Origin of the sequence: Microvirga sp. 17 mud 1-3 (assembly GCF_003151255.1) — a bacterium.
Lineage (GTDB): Bacteria > Pseudomonadota > Alphaproteobacteria > Rhizobiales > Beijerinckiaceae > Microvirga.
This window is the reverse complement of sequence record NZ_CP029481.1, coordinates 2,577,857-2,591,728: the sequence shown is the minus strand read 5'-3', so window position 1 is coordinate 2,591,728 and position 13,872 is coordinate 2,577,857. Positions and strand designations below refer to the sequence as shown.

13 protein-coding genes are annotated in these 13,872 nt (G+C 67.0%); 11 read left to right on the top strand and 2 right to left on the bottom strand.

What is annotated here, in order from left to right:
- Window positions 1-7: 7 nt before the first annotated feature.
- Window positions 8-1,876 (bottom strand): hypothetical protein, encoded by a 1,869-nt coding sequence (locus C4E04_RS12410; protein WP_109597804.1) that lies wholly within the window; start codon window positions 1,874-1,876, stop codon window positions 8-10.
- A gap of 78 nt (window positions 1,877-1,954) precedes the next feature.
- Complete coding sequence (gene erpA / locus C4E04_RS12405; protein ID WP_109597803.1) at window positions 1,955-2,281, bottom strand: iron-sulfur cluster insertion protein ErpA; 327 nt, start codon at window positions 2,279-2,281, stop codon at window positions 1,955-1,957.
- A 94-nt stretch (window positions 2,282-2,375) separates the two neighbouring features.
- Between erpA and C4E04_RS12400 the strand changes: the two genes are divergently transcribed.
- The 11 genes from C4E04_RS12400 to serS all read left to right on the top strand — a co-directional run bounded on the left by C4E04_RS12400 (window position 2,376) and on the right by serS (window position 13,871).
- Window positions 2,376-3,584, top strand: a complete 1,209-nt coding sequence (locus C4E04_RS12400) for a deoxyguanosinetriphosphate triphosphohydrolase (RefSeq protein WP_109597802.1) — start codon at window positions 2,376-2,378, stop codon at window positions 3,582-3,584.
- A 78-nt stretch (window positions 3,585-3,662) separates the two neighbouring features.
- Complete coding sequence (gene argS / locus C4E04_RS12395) at window positions 3,663-5,423, top strand: arginine--tRNA ligase (protein ID WP_109597801.1); 1,761 nt, start codon at window positions 3,663-3,665, stop codon at window positions 5,421-5,423.
- A 119-nt stretch (window positions 5,424-5,542) separates the two neighbouring features.
- Entirely contained in the window at window positions 5,543-6,883 is a 1,341-nt protein-coding gene (locus C4E04_RS12390) for an SPOR domain-containing protein (protein ID WP_109597800.1), read from the top strand.
- Window positions 6,884-6,984: 101 nt separating this feature from the next.
- Window positions 6,985-8,004 (top strand): beta-N-acetylhexosaminidase, encoded by a 1,020-nt coding sequence (gene nagZ / locus C4E04_RS12385; protein WP_109597798.1) that lies wholly within the window; start codon window positions 6,985-6,987, stop codon window positions 8,002-8,004.
- A gap of 38 nt (window positions 8,005-8,042) precedes the next feature.
- The gene (locus C4E04_RS12380) at window positions 8,043-8,843 is read left to right on the top strand and encodes a ScpA family protein (RefSeq protein ID WP_109597797.1); all 801 of its coding nucleotides are present in this window, start codon (window positions 8,043-8,045) and stop codon (window positions 8,841-8,843) included.
- Between the two features lies 1 nt (window position 8,844).
- Window positions 8,845-9,573 (top strand): SMC-Scp complex subunit ScpB, encoded by a 729-nt coding sequence (gene scpB, locus C4E04_RS12375; RefSeq protein WP_109597796.1) that lies wholly within the window; start codon window positions 8,845-8,847, stop codon window positions 9,571-9,573.
- Window positions 9,570-10,691 (top strand): ABC transporter ATP-binding protein, encoded by a 1,122-nt coding sequence (locus C4E04_RS12370; RefSeq protein WP_174219270.1) that lies wholly within the window; start codon window positions 9,570-9,572, stop codon window positions 10,689-10,691. The genes scpB and C4E04_RS12370 overlap by 4 nt, the downstream gene beginning before the upstream one ends.
- A 55-nt stretch (window positions 10,692-10,746) precedes the next feature.
- A complete protein-coding gene (locus C4E04_RS12365; RefSeq protein ID WP_109597795.1) occupies window positions 10,747-10,989 on the top strand; it encodes a twin-arginine translocase TatA/TatE family subunit in 243 nt (80 codons plus the stop codon).
- Window positions 10,990-11,066: 77 nt separating this feature from the next.
- Window positions 11,067-11,609, top strand: coding sequence for a Sec-independent protein translocase protein TatB (gene tatB, locus C4E04_RS12360; protein ID WP_109597794.1), 543 nt, complete (start codon window positions 11,067-11,069; stop codon window positions 11,607-11,609).
- On the top strand, window positions 11,606-12,406 hold the full coding sequence (gene tatC, locus C4E04_RS12355) for a twin-arginine translocase subunit TatC (RefSeq protein WP_109597793.1): 801 nt from the start codon (window positions 11,606-11,608) through the stop codon (window positions 12,404-12,406). Before tatB ends, tatC begins: the two co-directional genes overlap by 4 nt.
- A gap of 100 nt (window positions 12,407-12,506) precedes the next feature.
- On the top strand, window positions 12,507-13,871 hold the full coding sequence (gene serS, locus C4E04_RS12350; RefSeq protein ID WP_109597791.1) for a serine--tRNA ligase: 1,365 nt from the start codon (window positions 12,507-12,509) through the stop codon (window positions 13,869-13,871).
- Window position 13,872: the final 1 nt, after the last annotated feature.

Below are 13,872 nucleotides of genomic sequence, written 5' to 3'. Positions count from 1 at the left end.
CGCCCCGCTATTCCGCGCTCGCCGCGATGTCGAGCCGTTCGACCACGGAGGATGGGTCGCTGGCTGCGACCAGGTCGGCGATGCCGAGGCCGGACGGGTCTTTGGCCCGCGCCGTTACGGTGAGGCGGCCGGGCTTGGCGATGAAGCGGGAGATCGCCTGGCTTAGGGTCTTGGCCTGGGGGGAGCTGCCGAGCACGGTCGGCACGACCATGGCGGCGCCGGCCGCATAGGTGCGGCGCAACGCTTCGGGGGATGTCTTCTGCTCCTTGGCGGCCTGGGCGAGATAGCGGTCGAAGAGGCCGCCATTCTCGACCGTGAGGCGCAGCTCCTTCGCGCGGGCTCCGATCAGCGCGACCGTCGCGAGGGCTGTGTCCGGGTTGAAGACGTCCCGGCCGACTTCAGAGAGGGTCCCGGTCAGGGCGATGCGGCCCATATCCTGTCCCTGCACGGACACGTCCTGAAGCGCGAGCTCCTGCGTATCCTCCTTCCAGCGGGCCGCGAGGCCCATGGAAAGGTCGAGCGCCCGGTAGCCCATATCCGTCAGGGTCCGGATTCCTTCGTCCGTGCTGCGTTCGGGCAGGTCCATGGCGAAGTTGTTCAGCCCGACGCTGAGGGTGGTGGGAATAGCGTTCAGGGGCTCGCCAGCCGTGACCTCGAAGGATTTCAGGCTCGCCTTCACGCGGTCGAAGCCGTTGGTCTTGGTGGTCGTGCCGGGGACGTCGATATGGATTCCGGCGATCCGCATCGTGCCGAGGGTCGGCGCGAGGCCGCGCAGGGTCGAGGCGTCGAGGTCCTTGAGGGGCTTGTCGCCGAGGTTCTTCAGCGTCTCGAAGGTGGACGCGAACGAGAAGCCCGTGAACGCGATAGTCTCGATGCCGATGCGGCCGTCATCCTGGCGGACTTCCATGCCCTCCACCCGGGCGTCGGCCGGCGCGCCGTTCTTGGCGCTCGCATAGGCCATCCGCCGGATCGTCGAGACTGCCTCTCCCTTGCGGCCCTCGGGCCGGGCCTTGAACTCGATATCCGTCGCCTCGATCTGGCCGATGTCGAAAGCGGTCAGAAAATCGGCCGTGGTCGTCAAAAGGCGCTTCTGCTCCGCTTCGGTGGGCTTTTCCCGGTCGGCCAGCTCCGTGAGGATCGCGAGCGTCCCGGCCCATGAATCCCGCGTGCCGCGCGCCATGAAATCCCGGCCGCCGAGGTGGGCGATCCGGCCTCGGGTTCCGCTCTTCCCGTCCACGAAGTCGAGGTTCTCGATGGAAAAGGCGCCATAGATCTTCGTGAGCGGGCCGGGCGCGGCCTCCTTGACCTCGTAGAGGCGGGCGAAGGCAGGCGCATCGAGGTCGCTCAGCGACAGGCGGCCGTAGCTCACCACCATCCTATCCTGGCTGTCCCCGATCTCGGCGCCGGTCGCGCCGGCGACGGCCTCGGCGATCCGGCCCTGGCGGATGTTGGAGAGTACGACGTTCTTGTAGGTGGCGGTTTCGCTCCTGCCTCCGACATTCTGCTGGACCTTCAGGTCGGGAATCGTGACCTTGGTGGCATCGATGCGGGAAAGGCGGGTCGCCAGGGGGTCGGTCGTCGCGGTCGAGAAGAGGGCCTCGATCTCGGCCCTGGGCGTGGTTACGCCGCTGAACTCCACGGTCTTGGCCTGGAACCGGGCCGTGCCGATGGAGACCTCGACATTGTCCAGGGTGAAGCTGTCGGCGGATTGCGCGAAGGCCGCGCTCCAGAGGGGCGCCCTCAGGGCTCCGACGGAGACACGGTAGCCAGGCGCTTCGACAGCCATGTCGCGGAGAAAGGCGGGCTCGAATTGCAGGCCTGCGGCGCCCGCCGCGAGGGCCAGGGCGCACACGCCCGAACGGTGAAGAAAGCCCATGATGGTCCCCGAAGATGCGCCGACGCGCCCGGCCGGCGGCGCGGGCCGGGCGACGATAAAGGATCGCGTGCGGATATTTTAGAGGGAAAACGACGTGCCGCAGCCGCAGGAGGCGGTCGCATGCGGGTTCTCGATCTTGAAGGATTGGCCGATCAGGTCGTCCACGAAATCGATGACCGAGCCGTCCATATACTGGATCGAGACCTGGTCCACGAGGACCGAGGCGCCGTCCCGCTCCACCAGAAGGTCGTCCTCCTGCCGAGTGGTCTCGACGTCGAAGGCGTATTGGAACCCGGAACAACCGCCTCCGTTGACGCTGATTCTCAGCATCGAGCCGGCCGGTTCGGTGGCCATGATCTCGTTGATACGGCGGGCTGCGCGGGGCGTGAGGGTAATCTCGGCCATTCGTGGATCCAGTTCGTCCAGAAACGTAACCTTGGACAATGTCTTGAGAGCAAGGTAAGTGCCCGCAGACGAGGCTTCAACCCGGGGAAGACGCGTGCGGCCCTTTGGCGAGAGATGGCGAGCTCCTTATGCCTGCGACCCGGGAGCCAGCCGGGGCCGACTGTACCCGGAGCCCGTCTCGCCCACCCGCAGCGAATTCCAGCGCGACCGGGACCGCATCATCCATTCCACGGCCTTCCGCCGCCTGAAGCACAAGACTCAGGTCTTCGTCTATCACGAGGGCGATCATTACCGCACCCGGCTGACACACACCATCGAGGTGAGCCAGATCGCCCGGGCGCTCGCCCGCTCCCTGGGCCTCGACGAGGATCTGGCCGAGGCCCTGGCGCTGTCCCACGATCTCGGCCACACTCCCTTCGGCCATACCGGGGAGGATGTTCTTGAGGCGTGCATGGCTGAGTTCGGGGGCTTTGACCACAACGCCCAGGCCCTGCGCATCGTCACCCGGCTCGAGCGGCGCTATGCGGATTATGACGGGCTCAACCTGACCTGGGAGACCCTTGAAGGGCTGGTCAAGCATAACGGCCCCCTGACCGATGCCGAGGGGAAGCCGACCCTGCGTTATGCCGCGCGGGGCGTCCCGCTCGCCATCCTCGAATACAACGCGATCCAGGACCTGGAACTTGCCACCCACGCGGGCGGCGAGGCGCAGGCCGCCGCCATCGCGGACGACATCGCCTACGATTCCCACGACATCGATGACGGCCTGCGAGCCGGGCTCTTCGATATCGAGGAATTGCGGGAGGTGCCGTTCCTCGACGAATTGCTGCGCGAGATCGACGGGCGCTATCCCGGCCTCGACCTCTCCCGGCGCATCCACGAACTGACCCGCCGGGTCATCACCCGCTTCGTGGAGGACGTGGTGCGCGAGGGAGAGCGGCGCCTCGACGCTCTCGATCCGAAGAGCGCTGGGGAGATCCGGCGGGCCTCCGAGCCCGTGATCTGCTTCTCCCGGGAGATGCGGGAGGCAGATGCGGACATCAAGCGCTTCCTCTATGCTCACATGTACCGGCACCCGTCCGTGATGGGCGTTCGCCGCAAGGCCGACGACATCCTGCGAGACCTGTTCACCCGCTTCAAGGCGGAGCCGGAGGCGATGCCGGAGGAATGGCGGGAGGGGCTGGAGGGGGCCGACGAGGCCCGTCTCGCCCGCCGGGTGGCCGATTACATTGCCGGAATGACCGATGGCTACGCCATCCTGGAGCACCGGCGACTGTTTGACGTAACTCCCGAGTTGCGCTAGCGCACGAACCACTTTTTGCCGACGGCGCCATGCGCGCCATGCGTTGAAGGGCCGTTCGCCCGATCGAGACAGAGTACCATGAACATCTTCGGACTGTTTGAGCAGCGGGTTGCGGAAGCGCTCGGCCGTCTGGCCGAGGCGGGCCAGATTCCTTCCGGCCTCGACGTGAGCCGCGTGGTCGTAGAGCCGCCGCGGGATCCGTCCCACGGGGATCTCGCGACCAATGCCGCCATGGTTCTCGCCAAGGAAGCGCGCATGAATCCGCGCGCACTCGCGGACCTGATCGTGGCCGATCTGCGCGAGGATCCGCGGGTGGCCAAGGGCGAAGTGGCCGGCCCTGGCTTCATCAACCTCAAGCTTGTTCCACAGACCCTCCACGACGTGCTGCGCGCGGCCGTCGTGGACCAGGAGGGCTTCGGCCGTGGCCGGCGGGGAGCGGGAACGCCCGTCAACGTGGAATACGTCTCGGCCAATCCTACCGGCCCGATGCATGTGGGCCACGGCCGCGGTGCCGTGTTCGGGGATGCCCTGGCGGCCCTTCTGGCTTTCTCGGGCCACGCGGTGACGCGGGAATACTACATCAACGATGCGGGCACGCAGATCGATGTGCTCGCTCGCTCGGCCTATCTCCGCTACCGGGAGGCCCTGGGGGAGGAGATCGGCGCGATCCCGGAGGGACTCTATCCGGGCGAATATCTCAAGCCCGTCGGTGAAGCCCTGGCCCGCGAGCACGGGAAAAGACTTCTCGATAAGCCGGAGGCCGAATGGCTTCCGCTCGTCCGCGAAGCCTCCATCAGCGCCATGATGGACATGATCCGGGAGGATCTCGCGGCGCTGAACATCCGCCACGACGTGTTCTTCTCCGAGCGTTCGCTCCAGCAGGACAACGGAGGCGAGGTCGCCAAGACGATTGCCGAGCTTCAGGAGCGGGGCCTCGTCTATATGGGCCGCCTGCCGCCGCCCAAGGGGCAGAAGGACGAGGATTGGGAGGACCGGGAGCAACTCCTATTCCGGGCTACGGAGTTCGGCGACGAGGTCGACCGTCCGCTTCTCAAGTCCGACGGCTCATTTACGTATTTCGCCTCCGACATCGCCTATCACCGCTCCAAGTTCGAGCGCGGCTTCGCGTCCATGATCGACGTGTGGGGCGCGGACCATGGCGGCTACGTCAAGCGCATGCAGGCGGCCGTGAAGGCCGTCACGGGCGGCAAGGGCGATCTCGACGTGAAGCTGTGCCAGCTTGTCCGCCTGCTCCGGGGCGGCGAGCCTGTGAAAATGTCCAAGCGGGCCGGGGACTTCGTGACGTTGCGTGATGTGGTGGATGAAGTCGGCCGCGACGCGGTCCGCTTCATGATGCTGTTCCGCAAGAACGACGCGACTCTCGATTTCGACCTCGCAAAGGTGGTCGAGCAGTCCAAGGACAACCCGGTCTTCTACGTCCAGTATGCCCATGCCCGCTGCGCGTCGGTGTTCCGGCAGGCCCGCGAGGCCTTTCCCGAGGGTGACTTTTCGCCGCAGGCCCTGGGCGGGGCTGATCTCTCGCTCCTCGCGGACGAATCCGAGATGGATCTGGTTCATCGAATCGCCCAATTCCCCCGCATGGCCGAGGCGGCCGCAGAGGCGCACGAGCCTCATCGGGTGGCTTTCTACCTTTACGACGTGGCCAGCGCCTTCCATAGTTTGTGGAATAAAGGCAAAGACTTGCCGCAATTACGCTTTGTTAATCAAACTGATAAAGATTCAACAAAAGCGAGGCTCGCACTGGTGCATGCCCTGAAGGGTGTGCTGGCGGCGGGACTTGCAATCCTGGGCGTTACGGCTCCCGACGAGATGCGTTGACGTTCCGAGGCGGGAATCCCGTCTCTGAGCGCCTGTGCCGGGTTCCCTAACGTCGTGCCGATGCGGACGATGGGCGTTCGCATCGCATTACCCGGAGGTCCGGCGCGATGAGCGAATCAATGAAGCCCCGTTTTGCGGTCGATCTGAACGAGATCGAGCGGCAAATCGCCCAGGCGCAGAGCGCCCCCGCACAGCCTGCAGCCTCCGGCGGCCGCGGTGACCCGTTGGCCGAGCTCGCGCGGATCGTTGGGCAGGAGGATCCATTCCAGTCCCTCCTGGCGAACGAACCGCCCGCACGGCCCCGGTCCGCCCAGCCGCCCATGGACGATTTCTTCGCGGTACGCCCGGAGGCGCCGGCTCCCCAGAGCCCTCAGCCCTCGTACGATCCCCACGCCTATGGCGAGCCGGTGGCCCCGGCGGGGCAGGCCTACGCGTATCAGCAGCCGCAGGCCCCCGCTCAGGCTCAGGCCTATGACGAGGCTGCCTACGGACAGGAATACTACGACGGAAACGACCCCCATGCCCCGGCCTACCAGGACGACATGGACGGGTACGACGTGGCCGAGAGGCCCCGCTCGCGCAAGGGCATGATCGCCATCGGCGCCGTGCTCGGTGCCGTGGTCCTCGGTGGCGGTGCGGCTTTCATGATGAGCGGTTCCCAGGCGGCACTCGGGGGCGGCGAGCCGCCCCTGATCACGGCCAATAACGACCCGGTCAAGGTTCAGCCGCAGAACCCCGGCGGCGTCGAAATTCCCAACCAGAACAAGCAGATCTACGAGCGGACGAACAATCCGGACACCAAGGTCGTCAACCATTCCGAGCAGCCCGTCGACGTGAAGCAGGCCGTCCGGATGAATGCCTCCGAATCCACCGGCGCGACCGGCGGGGCGCAGCAGGCCGGGCTCAATCTTGGCGAGCCGCGCAAGGTCCGGACCGTGACGATCCGTCCGGACGGCAGCACGGTCCAGCCGGAGGGCGGCAATGCCGAGGCGACTGCGGTTGCTGCGGCTCCTCCGACCATGACCATGCCGGCCGCCGTGCAGGCGGCCCCGGCTCCGGCCCAGCCGAAGCCTGCGGCAGCGACACCGGCTCCGGCGACGCCCAAGCCCGCTCCGGTTGCGGAAGCGCCGAGCGAGCCTGCCAAGCCGCAGCGCGTTGCCTCGGCCCAGCCGGCCGCCACCGCTCCGGCCCCGGCGACTCCCGCCGAGACGGTCGCGGCCGGCGGCTTCGCGGTCCAGCTCGGTCTCGCCAGCTCGGAGAGTGCGGCGCAGAAGGCCCTCGCGGGCTTCCAGAAGAAATATCCGGATCTCGAGGGTCAGCCGGCCCTGATCCGGAAGGCCGAGGTCAACGGCAATACCATCTATCGGGTGCGCGTCGGCCCCATGCCACGGGACGAGGCCTCGACCCTCTGCTCCAAGCTTCAGGGGCAGGGCGGCCAGTGCTTCGTGGCCAAGAACTGACGAAGAACTGACCTCCGCGAACCCACAACGCAATGCGCCGCCGCAGCCCTGCGGCGGCGGTTGTTCTTGACCCTGCCGGGCAGGGGACTTAAGGCCCGGGAATGATGACCCGCGCCTTTATTGCCGGATGCTCCGGCACCGCCCTGACCGCCGACGAGGCCGCGTTCTACCGGGACGCCGCGCCCTGGGGCTTCATCCTGTTCAGGCGCAACGTGGAGAGCCCGGACCAGGTCCGGGCCCTGTGCGCGGCTTTGCGGGAGACGGTCGGTCGCGAGGATGCGCCGATCCTGATCGACCAGGAGGGCGGCAGGGTCCAACGGCTCGGACCTCCGCATTGGCCGAAATATCCGTCCGGAAGCACTTATGGCCGCCTCCATGCCAACGATCCGCTGGTGCGGCGCGAGGTGACCCGTCTCGGCGCGCGCCTGATTGCCCATGACCTGCGCGCGGTCGGGATCACGGTCGATTGCCTGCCCGTGCTCGACGTGCCGATCGCCGGCGCCCATGACGTGATCGGCGACCGGGCCTATGGCCGGACGCCCGCCGATGTGGCCGTCCTCGGGCGTGCGGCCGCCGAGGGACTGCTGGCCGGCAGCGTCCTGCCGGTGGTCAAGCACATGCCGGGCCACGGCCGGGCCGGGGCCGACAGCCATCTGGCGCTGCCCGTCGTGGAAGCCTCCCGGGAGGAGCTGGAGCGGCACGATTTCGCGCCCTTCCGCATCCTGTCGGACATGCCCCTCGCCATGACGGCCCACGTGGTCTACACGGCCCTCGACCCCGACAATCCGGCCACAACATCACCGATCGTCATGTCGGAGATCGTCCGCGGCCATCTGGCCTATGACGGCCTCGTCATGACGGACGATCTCTCCATGCAGGCCCTGTCAGGCTCTTACCGGGAGCGGACCGAGCGGGCCTTCGCGGCCGGCTGCGACATGGCCCTCCACTGCAATGGCCGCATGGACGAGATGAGCGCCGTCGCCGAGGGCACGCCGGTCCTCGAGGGAGATGCCCTTCGTCGGGCCGAGGCTGCGCTGAGGCGGATCCGCCACGACACTGAGCCGTTTGATCCTGTGGATGCCCGCGCAAGGCTCGATGCCGCGCTCGCCATGGTGGCATAGGCTACAATGCTGCGCGCTGGTCCGAGAGAGTGTCGTTGATGGCAGAGGCCTTACCCTTCGAGGATGTCGACCCCGTGGAGCGGGCCGAAGGCGAGCCCGCCCTGCATGTGGACGTGGACGGGTTCGAGGGGCCCCTCGACCTTCTGCTCGAGCTTGCCCGCCGGCAGAAGGTGGACCTCCACAAGATCTCCATCCTGGCGCTTGCCGAGCAATACATCGCGTTCATCGAGGAAGCCCGCCGCATGTGCCTGGAGCTGGCGGCGGATTATCTCGTCATGGCCGCCTGGCTCGCCTACCTGAAGTCGCGCCTCCTGCTGCCGGAACCGCCCAAGGGCGAGGAGCCCAGCGCCGAGGACCTCGCCACGGCGCTGGCCTTGCGCCTGCGCCGGCTGGAGGCCATCCGCGAGGCCGCCAAGAAGCTCGGCGAGCGGGACTGGCTCGGCCGGGACATCTTTGCCCGCGGCGCGCCCGAGCCGGTGGTGGTCCGCCGGGACGCCCGCTACGAGGCGAGCCTCTACGACCTTCTCAAGGCCTATGCCCGGCAGCGGCAGATCCAGCTCAACACCAGGGTTTCCCTGCACAAGCGCAATGTCTGGTCCCTGCTCGAAGCCCGCGAGGCCCTGGAGCGGCTGGTCGGACACCTGAGCGACTGGACCACCCTCGATAGTTATCTTGTGGAATACATGGTCGAGCCTTCGATGCGCCCGACCGTGCTGGCCTCCACCTTGTCCGCGGCCCTGGAAATGGTGCGGGAGGGCAAGCTCTCGGTCCGTCAGGACGAGGCTTTCGCCCCCGTCTGGGTCAAGCCGGTCGCGGATCCAGCGGAGGCGGGAGCCTGACATGGACACCAGCGACAACATTGCCGACGAAACCGACGATACTGCCGAGGTCCCGGCTCCGCAGGTTCCGGATCACGACGAGGCCATGCGTATCGCCGAGGCCCTTCTCTTCGCGTCCGCCGAGCCGCTCAGCGTGGATGATCTGGCCGGACGCCTGCCCGAAGGGGCGGATGTGGGCGCCATCATCGAGGACCTGACGGCCCTTTATGCCGGCCGGGGCGTCAATCTCGTGCGCGTGGCGGGGCGCTTCGCCTTCCGCACCGCCAGCGATCTGGCCTTCGTCCTTGCCCGGAACGTGATGGAGCAGCGCAAGCTCTCCCGCGCCGCCATGGAGACCCTGGCCATTGTCGCCTATCACCAGCCTGTGACCCGGGCCGAGATCGAAGAAATCCGCGGCGTCGCCACCTCCAAGGGCACCCTCGATACCCTGCTCGAAACCGGCTGGATCCGCCTGCGCGGACGCCGCAAGGCCCCCGGACGGCCCGTGACCTACGGCACGACGCCCGGCTTCCTGGAGCATTTCGGCCTCGACGCCATCGAGGACCTCCCGGGGCTCGAGGAGCTCAAGGGGGCGGGCTTCATCGAAGGGCGCGTGCCGCCGGACCTGTCCGTGCCCGTGCCGTCCGACGACCAGGCCCTGCGCGAGGACGAGGACCCGCTCGACAACGACGATCTCTTCCAGCCTCTCGACATGCACGAGGGCGGCGCCGACGAGGCCGACAAGGAATGACCGAGGGACGCGCCCAGATGCGGGACCGATTCCGCCTGCCGCGCTGGGGACAGCGCGGGACGGCGGGCGCTTCCATTCCGGCCCGGCTGACCTTCGAGAACATCGTCCAGAGTTATGGCGCCATGCGCGCCCTCGACGGGGTGTCGCTCACGGTCGAGCCGGGCGAGCTGGTCTGCCTTCTCGGCCATTCGGGCTGCGGAAAAACGACTCTTCTGCGCATCGCGGCCGGCGTCGAGACGCCGAGCTCGGGCCGGGTCCTGATGGACGGGCTCGAGGTGAGCGGTCCTGACGCCTATGTGGAGCCTGAGCGCCGCGGCATCGGGCTGATGTTCCAGGATTACGCGCTCTTCCCCCATATGACGATCCTTCAGAACGTCATGTTCGGCCTGCGGGACCTTTCGAGCGCCGAGGCGGGGATCGCGGCCCACCGGGCCTTGTCCCGGGTCGGGCTCGACCATTACGCGGACGAGTTTCCGCATACCCTCTCGGGGGGCGAGCAGCAGCGGGTGGCTTTGGCGCGCTCCATTGCGCCCCGCCCCGGCGTCCTGCTCATGGACGAGCCGTTCTCCAACCTCGACCGGCGCATGCGCGATGCGATCCGGGACGAGACGGTCGCGATCCTGCGCGAAACGGGCGCGACCACCATCGTGGTGACCCACGATCCGGAGGAGGCGATGCGCATCGCGGACCGGATCGTCCTCATGCGGGCCGGCACCGTGATCCAGGAAGGCAGCTCCGAGGAGATCTACAAGCACCCGGTCAGCCTTTTTGCCGCACGGTTCTTCTGTGATTTCAACGAGGTTCGCGGCGTGGTAAGAGGAGGGCAGGCATCCTGCCCGGTCGGCGTTTTTCCGGCTTCGCACCTTCCCGACGGTCCCGCGGTGATCTGCGTGCGGCCACAGGGCCTGCGGCTCAAGCCTTCTGGCTTCTGCCTGCCGGGCCGGGTGGTGTCGCGGCGCTTTCTCGGGGAGGTCGACATGATTCACATCGACGTCCAGGGCGTCGACCGGCCTCTCCAGGCCCGCATCCATGATCCTGCTCCCGTTAAGGAAGGACAGGATGTGGGAATCGAGATCGATCCGAAGGATGTCCTTGTTTTCGCCGCCTCCGATCCCTAGGTTGGCGGCACGTTTCAGTTGAGACCGCGCCCGTGGGAGGCGCAGGAGGATTGCCATGGGTGGCGCGAGTATCTGGCATTGGATCGTCGTAGGTCTGATCGTCGTCCTGCTGTTCGGACGCGGCAAGATTTCGGACATGATGGGCGACGTGGCGAAGGGCATTAAGGCCTTCAAGAAGGGCATGGCCGAGGACGACACTGCCGCCAAGCCCGTGGAGCCCGCAGAGCCCGTGCGGACCATCGACCACCAGGCGACGACTCCGTCTCCCACGGCCACGACGAACCACAAGGTCGGCTGATCACCGCCGGGGCCGTCCGGAGCCTTCGCGGGCCCCGCGGGAGAGAGTAGCGTTGAGGGCAGGGTTGGGACCGCGCCATGTTTGACATGAGCTGGGGTGAGGTGATGGTCATCGGCGCCGTGGCGCTGATCGTCATCGGGCCGAAGGACCTGCCGAAGGCGTTGCGCACCGTCGGCCAGGTGACGGGAAAGCTGCGCCGCATGGCCTCGGAGTTCCAGGGCCAGTTCCAGGAGGCCATGCGTGAGGCCGAGCTCGACGATGCCAAGCGCCAGCTCCAGGGCCTCAACGATTCCGTGGCATCCGTGAACCGGGGCTTCAATCCCATGCAGACGATCCGGGACGAATTGAAAGGGGCGGTCGAATCGACGTCCGTTCAGCCCAAGAGCCCGACCGAGACGGTGGCCGAGGCTGCCGCCCAGGGGAGGGGGGAGGCCAATCCCTCCGCGCCTGCCGATCCGACCATCGCCCTGCCGATCCCCTCCGTTCCGCCGATCGTCGATCCGGCGGAATCCATCGCCGCTGCCCTGAAACATGAGGCTGAGGTCCGAGGGGAGGCTTCGCCGACCCTGCCGGATCCGGCTATCCCGGCGACGGGCAAACCTGATACGAAATCCGAATGACGAACGTCGAAGAGGATGAGGTCGAGGCGTCGCGCGCGCCTCTGATCGAGCATCTGACCGAGCTGCGCTCCCGCCTGATCAAGGCCCTTGTGGCTTTCGTCCTGATGTTCTTCGTCTGCTTCGCCGGGGCGCGGTATATCTACAATGCGCTCGTCTGGCCCTATGTGGTCGCGGTCGGCTCGCCCGAGAAGGCGCATCTCGTCTATACCCACGGGCTCGAATACCTGTTCACCCAGATCCAGGTTGCGGCCTTCGGCGCGGGCTTGCTGGCCTTCCCGATCATCGCGATCCAGATCTACAAGTTCGTCGCGCCGGGTCTCTACAAGAACGAGCGGCGGGCCTTCGTGCCCTATCTCTTCGCGACGCCGATCCTGTTCGCAATCGGGGCCGCGGTGGTCTATTTCATCGCGATGCCGCTGCTCATGCGCTTCTCGGTCGGCATGCAGCAGCTTGCCACCGATTCGTCCCCGAGCATCGAGTTCCTGCCGAAGGTGAGTGAGTATCTCTCGCTCATCATGACGCTGATCTTCGCATTCGGGGTCTGCTTCCAGCTGCCGGTCGTCCTGACCCTGCTGGCCCGGGCCGGGCTCATCGATTCCGAGTTTCTCAAGAGCAAGCGCCGCTACGCCATCGTAGTGGTGTTCATTCTGGCGGCCGTCCTTACGCCGCCGGACGTGATCAGCCAGTTCGCCCTTGCGATCCCCACCTTGCTTCTTTACGAGGCGTCCATCTTCTCCGTCCGTATGGTCGAGAAGCAGCGCGCGGAAGCCGAGGCCGCGCGCGCGGCAGCCGGATAGGGGCCATCTCCCTTTAATGGCCGCCCGCCAGTCTCGGCATTGATTCAGGGGGCGGCCATGGTGCAACACAAGGGCCGCGTCTTTCAGTACGGTCGGTCCCATGCATGACATTCGTTTCATCCGCGAGAATCCCGCGGCTTTCGACAAGGGCCTCCTGAGCCGGAACTTGGAGCCCCTGTCCGCGTCCCTGATCGCCCTCGACGACCGCCGCAAGAGCGCCGTCTCGGCCCTCCAGACCGCCCTCGAGCGCCGCAACGCGCTCTCGAAGGAGATCGGTCAGGCCAAGGCCAAGAAGGACGAGGCCCGCGCCCAGGAGCTGATGGCCGAGGTCGCTCGCCTCAAGGCGAGCGTGCCGGCCCTGGAGCAGGAGGAGCGCGAGGCCGAGAAGGCGCTGTTCGAGGCCCTTGCGGCCATTCCCAATCTTCCGAAGGACGAGGTGCCGGTCGGCCCCGACGAGACCGCCAATGTTGAGCGCCACCGCTCCGGCACGCCGCGGACGCTGAACAGCGCGAAGCAGCATTTCGAGATCGGCGAGGAACTCGGCCTGATGGATTTCGAGGCCGCGGCCCGCATCTCCGGCTCGCGCTTCGTGGTGCTCAAGGGCGGCCTTGCCCGGCTGGAGCGCGCGCTCGGCCAGTTCATGGTCGACCTGCACACGACCGAGCACGGCTATACGGAGGTGAACCCTCCGCTTCTCGTGCGCGACGAGGCCATGTTCGGCACCGCGCAGCTGCCGAAATTCGAATACGACCAGTTCTGGGCCATTCCGGGCTCGTCCCTCGAGGAGATCCTGGCCGCGGCAATCGCAGGAGAGGCGCCTGCCGAGACGGTCCGCAAGGCCGTCAAGGATGCGCGCTACGGGATGATCCCCACGGCCGAAGTCTCGCTGACCAATCTGGTGCGCGAGCAGATCCTTTCCGAAGAAGAGCTGCCCCTGCGCTTCACGGCCCTGACCCCGAGCTTCCGGGCGGAGGCCGGTGCGGCTGGCCGCGACACCCGCGGCATGATCCGCCAGCACCAGTTCGTGAAATGCGAGCTCGTGTCGATCACCACGCCCGAGACTTCCACGGACGAGCATGAGCGGATGCTCGCCAGCGCCGAGAACGTGCTGAAGAAGCTCGACCTGCCGTTCCGCACCATGACCCTGTGCACCGGCGACATGGGCTTCGCGTCCGCCAAGACCTACGACATCGAGGTTTGGCTCCCGGGGCAGGGGACGTACCGGGAAATTTCGAGCTGCTCGGTCTGCACCGATTTCCAGGCCCGGCGCATGAATGCCCGCTACCGCCCTGCGGACGGCAAGGGGCCGCGCTTTGTGCACACCCTCAACGGGTCCGGCCTCGCGGTCGGCCGCACCCTCGTTGCGGTGCTTGAGAACTACCAGAATCCGGACGGCAGCGTGACGATCCCGACGGTGCTGCAGCCTTACATGGGCGGCCTCGCCCGCCTGGAGCGGCAGGCCTGAC

What these genes read in the sequence shown, in the direction of transcription:
- C4E04_RS12410 (WP_109597804.1), bottom strand. Translation starts at nt 1,876, where the DNA reads ATGGGCTTTCTTCACCGTTCGGGCGTGTGCGCCCTGGCCCTCGCGGCG.
- tatB (WP_109597794.1), top strand. Translation starts at nt 11,067, where the DNA reads ATGTTTGACATGAGCTGGGGTGAGGTGATGGTCATCGGCGCCGTGGCG.
- serS (WP_109597791.1), top strand. Translation starts at nt 12,507, where the DNA reads ATGCATGACATTCGTTTCATCCGCGAGAATCCCGCGGCTTTCGACAAG.
- scpB (WP_109597796.1), top strand. Translation starts at nt 8,845, where the DNA reads ATGGACACCAGCGACAACATTGCCGACGAAACCGACGATACTGCCGAG.
- C4E04_RS12380 (WP_109597797.1), top strand. Translation starts at nt 8,043, where the DNA reads ATGGCAGAGGCCTTACCCTTCGAGGATGTCGACCCCGTGGAGCGGGCC.
- C4E04_RS12390 (WP_109597800.1), top strand. Translation starts at nt 5,543, where the DNA reads ATGAAGCCCCGTTTTGCGGTCGATCTGAACGAGATCGAGCGGCAAATC.
- argS (WP_109597801.1), top strand. Translation starts at nt 3,663, where the DNA reads ATGAACATCTTCGGACTGTTTGAGCAGCGGGTTGCGGAAGCGCTCGGC.
- C4E04_RS12365 (WP_109597795.1), top strand. Translation starts at nt 10,747, where the DNA reads ATGGGTGGCGCGAGTATCTGGCATTGGATCGTCGTAGGTCTGATCGTC.
- C4E04_RS12370 (WP_174219270.1), top strand. Translation starts at nt 9,570, where the DNA reads ATGACCGAGGGACGCGCCCAGATGCGGGACCGATTCCGCCTGCCGCGC.
- nagZ (WP_109597798.1), top strand. Translation starts at nt 6,985, where the DNA reads ATGATGACCCGCGCCTTTATTGCCGGATGCTCCGGCACCGCCCTGACC.
- erpA (WP_109597803.1), bottom strand. Translation starts at nt 2,281, where the DNA reads ATGGCCGAGATTACCCTCACGCCCCGCGCAGCCCGCCGTATCAACGAG.
- tatC (WP_109597793.1), top strand. Translation starts at nt 11,606, where the DNA reads ATGACGAACGTCGAAGAGGATGAGGTCGAGGCGTCGCGCGCGCCTCTG.